The sequence below is a fragment of the Maribacter thermophilus genome (genome assembly GCF_001020565.1).
GTDB lineage: Bacteria > Bacteroidota > Bacteroidia > Flavobacteriales > Flavobacteriaceae > Maribacter > Maribacter thermophilus.
Genome location: NZ_LDAS01000001.1, coordinates 1,237,713 through 1,250,037, shown reverse-complemented (window position 1 = coordinate 1,250,037; position 12,325 = coordinate 1,237,713). Strand labels below are relative to the sequence as shown.

Genomic DNA, 12,325 nt, shown 5'->3' with positions numbered 1-12,325 from the left:
GCATATTATTAATACTTTGATATGGAAACATTGAAAGAAAAAAAGGTGAAAGAGTCGACCCAAAAAACGATCAAGATTAGCGGAGCGGAAGCGATCATACATTGCTTGCTAGAGGAAGGGGTAGATATATTATATGGTTACCCCGGAGGAGCTATTATGCCTGTGTACGACGAATTATATAAGTTTCAAGACAAACTTACCCATATACTTACAAGACATGAGCAAGGTGCAGCCCATGCTGCCCAAGGGTATGCAAGGGTATCGGGCAAAGTAGGGGTGGCCATGGCGACCTCTGGCCCCGGAGCTACCAATTTGGTTACCGGCCTGGCAGATGCCCAAATAGACTCTACCCCAATGGTATGTATTACCGGACAGGTGACAAGGGAATTATTGGGGTCTGACGCTTTTCAAGAAACCGATATTATCGGTATATCTACTCCCGTAACCAAATGGAACTATCAAATTACCAGTGCCTCTGAGATACCAGAAATCATGGCAAAGGCATTTTATATAGCAAGGTCTGGTCGCCCAGGACCGGTGTTGGTAGATATTACCAAAAATGCTCAGTTCGAAGAGTTCGATTTTAGTTATACAAAATGTACTGCGGTCAGAAGTTATATAGCAACTCCGAAACCGGATATAAAAACCATTGAAGCGGCTGCCGAACTTATAAACAATGCTAAAAAGCCCTTTATAGTTTGGGGACAGGGTATTATACTCGGTAAAGCGGAAAATGAACTTAAAACTTTGGTGGAAAAGACGGGCATACCTGCCGCTTGGACCATTATGGGAGCCTCCGCTCTAGACTCCGACCATCCCTTAAATGTTGGTATGGTTGGTATGCACGGTAACTACGGACCTAATTTACTTACCAATGAGTGCGATGTGCTCATTGCCATAGGAATGCGATTCGATGACCGTGTTACAGGTAGATTGGAAGATTATGCAAAACAAGCAAAAGTTATACATTTTGAAATAGACCCGGCCGAAATCAATAAAAATGTACATGCCGATGTTCCTGTTTTAGGGGATGCCAAAGAAACTCTTGAATTATTGTTGCCGATGGTAAAATCAAATTCCCATGTGGATTGGCATAATGTTTTTAAAGAAAAGTATCAAATAGAGTTCGATACGGTTATCAAGAACGATATCCATCCTACCAAGGAAGGGTTGACCATGGGGGAGGTTATTGAAGAAATTAATTTAGCCTCTGACCAAAAAGCTGTTATCGTAACAGATGTAGGGCAACATCAAATGATAGGTTGTAGATATGCCAAGTTCAAGGAAACCAAAAGTAATATTACTTCTGGCGGATTAGGAACCATGGGGTTTGCATTGCCCGCGGCCATTGGCGCCAAAATGGGCGCTATGGATAGGGAAGTGGTCGCGATTATAGGAGACGGTGGTTACCAGATGACGATTCAAGAATTGGGCGTTATTTTTCAACATAATGTTCCGGTTAAGATCGTAGTACTTAACAATGATCATTTAGGAATGGTGAGACAATGGCAAGAGTTGTTCTTTGACCGTCGTTATGCTTCAACGGTAATGACCAATCCAGACTTTGTGAAAATAGCCGAAGGCTATCACATAGAGGCCAAAAGGGTAAGTGAGCGAAAAGATTTAAAGAAGAGCATTCAAGAAATGATAGCTTCCGAAAATCCATATTTCCTTGAAGTAAAAGTAGAGAAAGAAGACAATGTATTTCCTATGATTCCATCAGGTGCGGCCGTTTCTGAAATCAGATTAAAATAATCGATGAACGATACGAACATCCAGGATGTGCCCAAAATTTATGGGAACTTACAACGAAAGTCTAAAGAGGTGGGGTTTAATATGCCGTCCGATTTGTACACAGGAACCTTGTTAAAAACTTTGGTAAGTTCCAAGCCAAGTGCCAATATTCTGGAGTTGGGTACGGGTATTGGCCTAAGTTTATCTTGGATGATCGATGGTATGGATGAAAAATCGAGGTTGACAACAGTGGACAATGATCCCAAATTAACGGATATTGCCAAGTTCAACTTCGGTAACGACAGTAGGGTGGATATTATTTGCGAAGACGGCGAACAATGGATAGATAATTATAAAGACGCCAAGTTCGATGTAATTTTTGCAGATGCTTGGCCAGGTAAATATGGGCAGATAGATGATGTATTGGATCTTTTGAAAACAGGTGGGTTCTACGTGGTCGATGATATGTCCGAACAGCCCAATTGGCCAGAGGGACATCAAAAAAATGTTGATGGTTTAATGGCGTATCTGGAAAAAAGGGAAGATTTGGTGTTGACCAAATTAAATTGGTCAACAGGTATAGTCATTGTTGTAAAAAAGTAAGGTCCGTTGTTTTTCGGGATAATGGATAAGATAAAATAAGTATAAGTTATGGCTACCGCGACGAGTGGCGCATTTTTAGAAAATGAATTATGAAAAAAGAATGGTTTACTATTTCGGTCTATTCTGAGAACAACGTGGGTTTGTTAAATAGGATTTCGGGAATATTTTTAAAAAGACATATCAATATAGAGAGTTTAAACGTATCTAAATCTGAAATAGACAATGTTTCAAAATTTACGATCGTGGTACATACGACCGAAAAATGGGTCCGTAACATTGTGGGACAAATAGAGAAACAAATTGAGGTGATAAGGGCCTTTTATCACATAGATGACGAAACCATCTATCAAGAATCGGCCTTGTTTAAAATTGCCTCGAATCTATTGTTCGATGAACGTCAGATTCAAAATATCATAAAAGAGAGCAATTCTCAAATTGTGACGGTATCACGTGATTTTTTTGTGCTAGCGAAGAGTGGAAGAAGATATGAGATCGATGAGATGTACGAAATGCTAAAACCTTTCGGAATTATGCAATTTGTTAGATCGGGGCGTATATCCGTAAGTAAAGAAGTAATGCAGATAACCGCCTTACTCGAAGAGTTTCAACATAATTAATTAAATAAATAACTAAATCAATTCCCTTTCGGGAAAGAACATTTAAAAACAATTTAAAATGGCTAATTATTTTAATACGCTATCATTAAGAGACAAACTGAAGCAATTGGGACAATGTAGGTTTATGGACCCTTCGGAGTTCTCTGATGGTGTGACTGCCTTAAAAGGAAAGAAGATAGTTATCGTAGGGTGTGGAGCTCAAGGTTTAAACCAAGGTTTAAATATGAGAGATTCTGGTCTTGATATTTCATATGCCTTGCGAGACGCTGCAATTAAAGAAAAAAGGCAGTCTTATATAAATGCTACCGAGAACGGGTTTACCGTGGGTACATACGACGAATTGATACCCAGTGCCGATTTAGTAATTAACCTTACACCGGACAAGCAGCATACCGCCGTAGTAGGCGCGGTTATGCCGTTAATGAAAAAAGGAGCTACCTTGTCTTACTCACACGGTTTCAATATTGTAGAAGAAGGTACACAGATCCGTAAAGACCTTACCGTTATTATGGTAGCACCAAAGAGTCCCGGTTCTGAAGTACGTGAGGAGTATAAAAGAGGATTTGGGGTACCAACATTGATTGCCGTGCATCCAGAGAACGATCCCGAAGGCAAGGGGTTGGAGCAGGCCAAAGCATATGCAGCAGGTACTGGCGGACATAAAGCAGGTGTGTTGGAATCTTCCTTTGTGGCCGAGGTAAAATCGGATTTAATGGGAGAACAGACCATTTTATGTGGATTGTTGCAAACCGGAAGTATCCTTTGTTTCGATAAAATGATCGAAAAAGGTATTGATCCAGGTTATGCCTCAAAACTGATCCAATATGGATGGGAAACCATTACGGAAGGAATGAAATATGGCGGTATTACCAACATGATGGATCGTTTGTCGAATCCTGCCAAAATAAAGGCATTTGAACTTTCAGAAGAATTGAAGGAAATTATGCGTCCACTTTTTCAAAAGCATATGGACGATATTATGACCGGTCATTTTTCTAAAACAATGATGGAGGACTGGGCCAATGACGATAAAAATCTATTGACATGGCGTGCAGAGACCGGAGAGACCGCTTTTGAGAAAACTCCAGCTGGCGATGTGGAAATATCCGAACAGGAATTTTATGACAATGGTGTTTTAATGATAGCCATGGTTAGAGCTGGTGTAGAATTGGCTTATGAAAGTATGACGGAATCAGGTATTATAGGTGAGTCTGCTTACTACGAATCATTGCACGAGACTCCGTTGATCGCCAATACGATCGCAAGAAAAAAATTGTTTGAAATGAACCGTGTGATTTCCGATACAGCAGAGTATGGTTGTTACTTGTTCGATCATGCCTGTAAGCCTCTATTGGCCGATTTCATGAAAAAAATAGATACGGACGTTATTGGAAAAAAATATGGTGAAGGTAAAGACAACGGCGTTGATAACGCTAAACTTATAGCCGTGAACAAAGTACTTCGCGAGCATCCTGTAGAGATAGTCGGAGCAAGACTTCGTGCTTCCATGACGGCTATGAAGCCTATTGTATAAATATTATAGAAATTTGGCCCTGTCGGGTTTTTTTTAGAACGTTTTGATGAAAAAACACTAAATACACGACAGGGCTTTTGTTATGAATTATTTTCCGAACATAGAAGATATAAAAAAAGCGGCTAAAACCATAGCTCAGGTAGCTGAGGAAACTCCGCTCATGCCCAGTATTAGGCTATCTAAGACCTATGGTGCCAACGTACTCCTTAAAAGGGAAGACCTGCACAGGGTTCGCTCCTATAAAATTAGGGGAGCTTTTAATAAAATAAGCTCACTTTCAGAAGAAGAACGTACCAATGGAATTGTCTGTGCCAGTGCTGGCAACCATGCCCAAGGCGTAGCTTTTGCCTGTAACCATTTAAAAATAAAAGGTACGGTATACATGCCTTCCGTTACTCCAAAACAGAAAGTGGAACAGACAAAAATGTTTGGAGGTGAATGGGTGAGCGTTATATTGGAGGGAGATACGTTCGATGATTCCTCTAAAAGTGCCAAAAGATTTTGCGAAGACAACCATAAAACCTTTATTCACCCTTTTGACGATCCCAAGGTGATAGAAGGGCAGGGTACGGTAGGTTTAGAACTTTTGAGCCAATTTAAAGAACCTATAGATTATATATTCGTTGCCATTGGAGGTGGTGGATTGGCTTCTGGCCTTATAGGGGTTATTAAAGAATTGTCACCCCACACCAAAATCATAGGGGTAGAGCCGGCGGGTGCTCCGTCCATGAAAACCTCTATAGATAATAATAAGAACACCGAGCTTTCTAAAATAGACAAGTTTATCGATGGTGCTGCTGTCCAAAAAGTAGGGGACCTCACTTTTGAAATCTGTAAATGCGGGCTTCATGATATGGTAACGGTGGCCGAAGGTAAAGTATGCCAAACAATTCTTGATCTTTATAACAGAGATGCTATCGTGGTAGAACCTGCAGGTGCATTGACCATTACGGCGTTGGATATGTTTTCTGAGGAAATTAAGGGGAAGAATGTTGTTTGTGTGCTTAGTGGAAGTAATAATGATATTACGCGAACGGCAGAAATAAAGGAAAGAGCATTGCTTTATGGTAAACTAAAACATTATTTTATTGTTCGATTTCCGCAACGACCTGGAGCATTAAAACAATTCGTGGCCGAAATTTTAGGCCCCGACGACGATATTACACATTTTGAGTACTCTAAAAAATCAAGTAGGGAGAATGCCCCTGCCATTGTTGGGGTAGAATTAAAGACTCCCGATGATCTTGGGCCATTGATCCAACGTATGAAAAACAATAATTTTTATGGGGATTACCTAAACGATAAACCGGACTTGTTTCAATATTTGGTGTAATGTCACACATTTTCCACCTTTTTTATTAAAAATAGATTTACCGCTTTTATTTAATTTTCCCGTAACCAACACTAATTCGTTAATTATGTATTTTAGTTATAATTATGTTGGCTTAGGGTAAACTAAGACACTAAACCATTTTAAAAATGAAGACAATACCTGAAGAATATCAAATAAAAGAAACTATAGATCAAAGACAATACTTGGTAAATGGTGAATTGAAAACATGGAAGGGCAACACCACAGAAGTGTTTTCAACGATATCCTCTACAGAGGAATACCAACCTACACTGCTTGGTAGTATTCCAGATATGGGAGAACCAGAAGCTATGGAGGCCTTGGATGCCGCCATGAACGCATACAACAGAGGCCAAGGGCTATGGCCGACCATGCATGTAAAGGACCGTATAGAATGTATGGAGAATTTTGTACGTCAAATGAAGACCAAGCGAGAAATAATCGTAAAACTTTTGATGTGGGAAATTGGAAAATCATTGCCGGATAGCCAAAAGGAATTTGATCGAACCGTAGATTATATCAATGATACTATTGAGGAGTATAAACAATTGGATAGAAATTCGGCCAACTTTCAAAAGAACGATGGTGTCTATGCCCATATAAAAAGAGGACCTTTAGGGGTGGTTCTTTGTCTTGGTCCGTATAATTACCCCCTCAACGAAACTTTTGCCTTGCTTATTCCCGCCATTATTATGGGAAATACTACCATTTTTAAGCCTGCGAAGCATGGTGTTTTATTAATTACGCCTTTATTGGAAGCTTTTAAAAGTAGTTTCCCAAAAGGGGTAGTGAATATTCTTTTTGGTAGGGGAAGGGCCGTGGCATCCCCTATTATGCAAACAGGTAAAGTAGACGTACTTGCCCTTATAGGAAACAGTAAATCGGCCAATGCATTACAAGAACAACACCCTAAAAGCAATAGGTTGCGATTGGTCTTGGGGTTGGAGGCAAAAAACCCGGCTATTGTACTTCCTGATGCCGATTTGGACCTGACCATCGATGAGTGTATCGCAGGCACCTTGTCTTTTAATGGGCAACGATGTACCGCTTTAAAAGTAATCTATGTGCATGAGGATATTAAAGATGAGTTTATAAAACGATATACAAAACGGGTAGATGAGCTCAAATTTGGAAATCCATGGGATGAAGGCGTAAAGTTAACACCGCTTCCAGAGCCAGGAAAACCGGATTATATTCAAGAGCTCATAGATGATGCATTGGAAAAAGGGGCGAAAATCAAGAATAAAAAGGGTGGCCAACGTTACGATAATTACATATGGCCTGCAGTCTTATATCCCGTGAACAAAGAGATGCGTGTATATCAAGAAGAACAGTTCGGTCCCGTGGTACCCATACTTTCGTTTTCTGATATAGAGGAGCCATTAGACGATATGGCAGAAAGTAACTATGGCCAACAGGTAAGTCTTTTTGGAAAAGATGTGTATACGTTGTCTCCATTGATAGATACATTGGTGAATCTTGTATGCCGTGTTAACCTTAACAGCTCATGTCAACGTGGTCCAGATGTGTACCCTTTTACTGGTAGAAAAGATTCAGCACAATCAACTTTAAGTGTACATGATGCCCTGCGATCATTTTCTATACGAACTTTTGTTGCATTCAAGGACAATGACCTTAATACCGAGACGATACAGCAGTTGTTGGAATCCAAATTGTCGAACTTTGTAAGTACCGATTATATTTTATAATAGATCTTTAATTCATATATAGGGACCGAAACTGATTAGTTTCGGTCTTTTTGTTTGGTACTTTATTATATATGTGATTTTAACCATAATTAACCTAAAACTAACACTTAAGGTTAATATTCAACATAAATTAGTTAATAAACGAACTATACATCCAATTATTCGTCTATAACTTTGCCCTGTATTTCAACATGGTTACATAATACCATGATAAAATAAGATGTTATGAAAATAGAACCATCAAATAAAAAAGCATTACTGGCCTTGGCTATAGGAGGTTTTGGAATTGGTCTTACTGAATTTGTGATAATGGGCATTTTAAGCGAAGTTTCAAATGCATTGCAAATTAGCATATCTGAAGCAGGGCACTTTATTGCCGCCTATGCTTGTGGGGTGGTTGTTGGAGCTCCTTTATTAACAAGTATGGGGTCTAAACTGTCGCCAAAGAAAATGTTGTTCTTACTAATGGTATGGTTTACCGTTTTTAATACCCTTTCTGGGTTGGCGACCAATTATACCAGTTTATTGCTGTTGCGTTTCTTTTCGGGAATTCCACATGGTGCCTTTTTTGGTATTGGTGCCGTAGTGGCTATGAAACTTGCTAAAAAAGGAAAATCGGCACAAGCTATTGCCATTATGTTTTCAGGTTTAACGATAGCAAATGTTATAGGTGTGCCAATCGGTACTTATATTGGACAACAATTTAGTTGGGGAACATCCTTTTTTATGGTGGGCGCCGTAGGTGTATTGGCTATGCTGACCGTGTATTTATGGATGCCAAGAATAGAAGCTTCCAAGGAAACTCCACAGGTTAAAATATTAGAAGGACTTAAGAATAAGGAACTGTGGGCCATGATCGCATTGACGACTATTGGTACGGGTGGATTTTTTGCTTGGTATAGTTATATATCACCATTAATCACCGATGTAGCCGGATTAAGTGAGAATTTTGTGAGTTATGCTATGATGCTTGCCGGTCTGGGGATGGTCGTAGGTAATTTTATAGGGGCCAAGATGGCCGAAATATTTTTCCCGCTCAAGGCTGTTATCATAAGCCTTTCCGTTATGTCCGTAATCTTGGTGCTTAATGTTGTTATTGCGACCAATCCTTATTTATTGTTGGCATTTACCTTTGTGATCGGTGTGGTTTCGTTTACTGTTTCAACCCCTATTCAAATGGCAATTATAAACACGGCAAAGGGATCGGAAATGCTAGGCTCGTCGATGAACCAAAGTGCATTTAATATGGGAAATGCTTCCGGAGCTTATTTGGCCGGATTGCCAATGGTTTTTGGGTACGATGTGGTATACTCCAGTTTGGCAGGGGCCGTATTAGCTAGTTGTGGCGTAGTTCTTGCCATATCTATTTTGTTGTACCGAAGGCAAAAGGCTGCCAAGTACAGAAAATTGGCTCTCTAGTTGTTAAAATGATTATAAGAAAAAGCCCGATGTTTTACATCGGGCTTTTTTTCGGACCAATAAGTTCCATTATATATTTTTGGCCAACCAATCACCGACCTCACTGGTCTTATATGATTTGGCATCTTCGGAAAGGTCTTCTGTAACCACGCCTTCTGCTAAAGATTTATTTACTACTCGGCGAATGTCATCCGCTTCTTTCTGTAGTCCAAAATCCTCAAAAAGCATAGCAGCCGAAAGTACGGTGGCCAATGGGTTGGCAATGTCTTTTCCTGCGGCCTGTGGGTAAGAACCGTGAATAGGTTCGTATAATTTTGCTTTTTCGCCTATAGAAGCTGAAGGCATTAGCCCCATAGATCCAGAAATAACCGAGGCCTCGTCGGTCAAGATATCTCCAAAAAGATTTTCGGTGATGATTACGTCATATCCTTTTGGCCATTGTACCAATCTCATGGCTACCGCATCTACAAATTCATAGGTAACTTCTACTTCTGGGTATTCTTTTTCCATGGCCTGTACCGTTTCTCTCCATAAGCGCGAAGATTCCAATACATTGGCCTTATCTACACAGCAAAGACGTTTAGAACGGCCCATAGCCATTTCAAAACCTTTTTTTGCCAAACGTTGTATTTCTGTACGGGTGTAGGTCATGGTATCAAAAGCTGTATTGCCATCATCTTTTCTTCCGCGTTCCCCAAAATATACTCCACCGGTCAATTCACGAAGAATAATTAAATCGGTTCCTTCTATACGTTCACGTTTTAAAGGAGATTTATCTATTAAGGAAGGAAAGGTAAAGGTAGGTCTCACATTGGCAAAAAGACCTAATTTTTGCCTCATTTTTAGCAAGCCTTGTTCTGGGCGTACTTTTGCCGAAGGGTCGTTATCGAACCTCGGGTGACCAATGGCCCCAAAAAGAACGGCATCGGCATTTACGCAAATCTCATGTGTTTCATCTGGGTATGGTTCTCCAACGGCATCAATGGCGGCCGCACCTGTTAAGGCCGGTTTCCAGGTTATATCATGATTATATTTATTGGCAATTGCATCACAGACCTTAACTGCTTGATCAATTACTTCAGGGCCTATTCCGTCTCCTGCTAAAAGTGCAATGTTTAGTTTCATTATTGTATTATATTTTCTAAATAATATTAAGCATTTTTTCGGTGGCCTTTATGGCCGATACCGTTTGGTCAGAATCCAATCCACGAGATGTAAACTCCTTTCCCTCAATATCCCAGGTAATTACCGTTTCGCACAATGCGTCTGAAGCACTTCCGGGAGGAATTCTTACTGCATAGTCCGTTAAACGTGGCAATGTCATGTTTTGGGATTTGTATATTTTTCTCAAGGCGTTCATAAAAGCATCGTACTGTCCGTCTCCCGATGCATTTTCCTCATAAGTTTTACCATCTATTTCCAAAGATAGGGTAGTGGAAGGTTTTAATCCCTTTGAATGTGTCAGTACATAGGACTTTACAAAAACCTTTTGTTGAAAATCTGTATCTAGAACATCGGAAATAATATAGGGTAGATCATCTTTGGTGACTCTTTCCTTTTTGTCTCCAAGCTCAATGATCCTAGCGGTTACTTTTTTAAGTTCGTCATCGTTAAGGGTAAGACCAAGCTCTTGAAGGTTCTTTTGAATATTGGCTTTACCGGACATCTTGCCAAGTGCATATTTACGTTTTCTACCAAAACGTTCGGGCATTAGATTGCTGAAATATAGATTGTTCTTGTTGTCACCGTCGGCATGAATACCAGCAGTTTGGGTAAACACATTTTCACCAACAATTGGTTTGTTGGCGGGGATGCTTATTCCCGTAAAAGCGGATACCAACTTGCTTACTTTGTATAGTGCCTTTTCATTAAGGTTGATCTCTATTTCTGGCAAAAAGTCGTTAATAACAGCAATGGCACTGGCCATTGGGGCATTGCCTGCACGTTCTCCCATGCCATTTACCGTAAGGTGCAATCCATGGCAACCGGCCTTTACGGCTTCCATAATATTGGCAACCCCTAGATCATAGTCGTTATGACCATGAAAGTCAAAATGCAAATGGGGATATTTTTCTACGATTTCAGATATAAAATCGTAGGTTTCTTGATACGTAAGTACCCCCAGTGTATCCGGTAAAAGTATTCTCTTTATAGGTTGGGTCGCAAGAAACTCCAAGAAGTCAAAAACATAACTTTTGGAATTACGCATACCATTGCTCCAGTCCTCAAGATATATATTATTGATAATACCTTGTTTATCTGCGGCGTTAAAGGTTTCCGATATTTCCTTAAAATGCTGTTCTGGAGTTTTCTTTAATTGATGCGTCAAATGGTTCAAAGAACCTTTTGTTAGCAAATTTTGCGAAATGGCACCGGCCTTGGCCATCCATTCCAACGAAACACCACCATCTACAAAGGTCAGTACCTCTACCTTGTCCAAGTGATTGTTCGCCTCGGCCCATTGGGTAATCTGTTGCACGGCCAGTAGCTCACCTTCCGATACCCTGGCAGAAGCAACTTCTATACGGTCTACTTTCAATTCTTCTAATAGAAGTTTCGCCAGCGTCAATTTTTCAGATGCTGAAAACGATACCCCAGAAGTCTGTTCACCATCCCTAAGGGTGGTATCCATTATTTCCAACTTTCTTTTCATTTTATAGCCGTAAACCGGAAATAGGATTATAAAGGAGTGTTAGAAGCAAAGGTTTCGATATCTTTTTTTATGTTCAGTAAATAGTCGATATCGTCGAAACCGTTCAACATATTGTTTTTCTTATAACTGTTGATATCAAAGGATTCAGATTCCCCTGTAGCCAATAAAGTTATTTTTTGTTCCGGTAGATCAACTTCCAATTCCGTTTTTGGATCTGTTTCTACCGCATCGAATATTTTTTGCAAAAATTCAGCACTTACCTGTACAGGAAGCACTCCAATATTTAAACAATTGTTTCTGAATATATCTGCAAAAAAACTGGAGACCACACATCTGAATCCGTAATCGTATATGGCCCATGCGGCATGTTCTCGTGAAGATCCAGAACCAAAGTTCTTTCCGCCGACCAATATTTTGCCGGTGTATTTTTCTTGGTTTAGAACAAAGTCCTCTTTTAGGGTATTGTCTTGGTTGTACCTCCAATCCCTGAACAAATTGTCTCCAAAACCTTTTCTTTCGGTGGCTTTAAGAAAACGCGCCGGTATTATTTGATCGGTATCAACATTTTCTATCGGTAATGGAACTGCTGTAGAAGTTAATATATTGAATTTATCGTATGCCATTTTTATCTTTTTTACTTGTCGCTATTGATCGAATAGCTTTTGGTTTTAATGTTATGCTTTAGGCGATTTTTCTTTTTTTGGA

General features: G+C 39.9%; 10 protein-coding genes. 7 read left to right on the top strand and 3 right to left on the bottom strand.

The genetic code is table 11. The features are described 5' to 3' along the window. The first annotated feature begins 21 nt into the window (after nt 1–21). The 7 genes from ilvB to AB657_RS05425 all read left to right on the top strand — a co-directional run bounded on the left by ilvB (nt 22) and on the right by AB657_RS05425 (nt 8,967). On the top strand, nt 22–1,755 hold the full coding sequence (gene ilvB, locus AB657_RS05455; protein ID WP_047245567.1) for a biosynthetic-type acetolactate synthase large subunit: 1,734 nt from the start codon (nt 22–24) through the stop codon (nt 1,753–1,755). A gap of 3 nt (nt 1,756–1,758) precedes the next feature. After that, nucleotides 1,759–2,337 carry an O-methyltransferase gene (locus tag AB657_RS05450; protein ID WP_047245566.1) on the top strand — a complete coding sequence of 193 codons (579 nt, stop codon included), beginning with the start codon at nt 1,759–1,761 and terminating at the stop codon, nt 2,335–2,337. 89 nt (nt 2,338–2,426) lie between these two features. Next, nucleotides 2,427–2,954 (top strand): acetolactate synthase small subunit, encoded by a 528-nt coding sequence (gene ilvN, locus AB657_RS05445; protein ID WP_047245565.1) that lies wholly within the window; start codon nt 2,427–2,429, stop codon nt 2,952–2,954. 58 nt (nt 2,955–3,012) lie between these two features. Beyond that, nucleotides 3,013–4,488, top strand: a complete 1,476-nt coding sequence (gene ilvC, locus AB657_RS05440; protein ID WP_047245564.1) for a ketol-acid reductoisomerase — start codon at nt 3,013–3,015, stop codon at nt 4,486–4,488. Nucleotides 4,489–4,570: 82 nt separating this feature from the next. Beyond that, nucleotides 4,571–5,821, top strand: coding sequence for a threonine ammonia-lyase IlvA (ilvA, locus tag AB657_RS05435; RefSeq protein ID WP_047245563.1), 1,251 nt, complete (start codon nt 4,571–4,573; stop codon nt 5,819–5,821). Nucleotides 5,822–5,967: 146 nt separating this feature from the next. After that, nucleotides 5,968–7,548, top strand: a complete 1,581-nt coding sequence (locus AB657_RS05430; protein WP_047245562.1) for an NADP-dependent glyceraldehyde-3-phosphate dehydrogenase — start codon at nt 5,968–5,970, stop codon at nt 7,546–7,548. Between the two features lie 225 nt (nt 7,549–7,773). Then, nucleotides 7,774–8,967: an MFS transporter gene (locus AB657_RS05425; RefSeq protein ID WP_047245561.1), complete on the top strand. Its 1,194-nt coding sequence runs from the start codon at nt 7,774–7,776 to the stop codon at nt 8,965–8,967. 69 nt (nt 8,968–9,036) lie between these two features. Here the strand turns inward: AB657_RS05425 and leuB are convergent, their stop codons facing one another. Genes leuB through leuD form a run of 3 tightly spaced genes read right to left on the bottom strand, consistent with a single transcriptional unit; the run spans nt 9,037 to nt 12,243 of the window. Continuing rightward, the gene (gene leuB, locus AB657_RS05420) at nt 9,037–10,092 is read right to left on the bottom strand and encodes a 3-isopropylmalate dehydrogenase (protein ID WP_047245560.1); all 1,056 of its coding nucleotides are present in this window, start codon (nt 10,090–10,092) and stop codon (nt 9,037–9,039) included. A 16-nt stretch (nt 10,093–10,108) separates the two neighbouring features. Then, nucleotides 10,109–11,620, bottom strand: a complete 1,512-nt coding sequence (locus AB657_RS05415; protein WP_047245559.1) for an alpha-isopropylmalate synthase regulatory domain-containing protein — start codon at nt 11,618–11,620, stop codon at nt 10,109–10,111. Between the two features lie 26 nt (nt 11,621–11,646). Then, a complete protein-coding gene (gene leuD / locus AB657_RS05410; protein ID WP_047245558.1) occupies nt 11,647–12,243 on the bottom strand; it encodes a 3-isopropylmalate dehydratase small subunit in 597 nt (198 codons plus the stop codon). Nucleotides 12,244–12,325 lie beyond the last annotated feature (82 nt).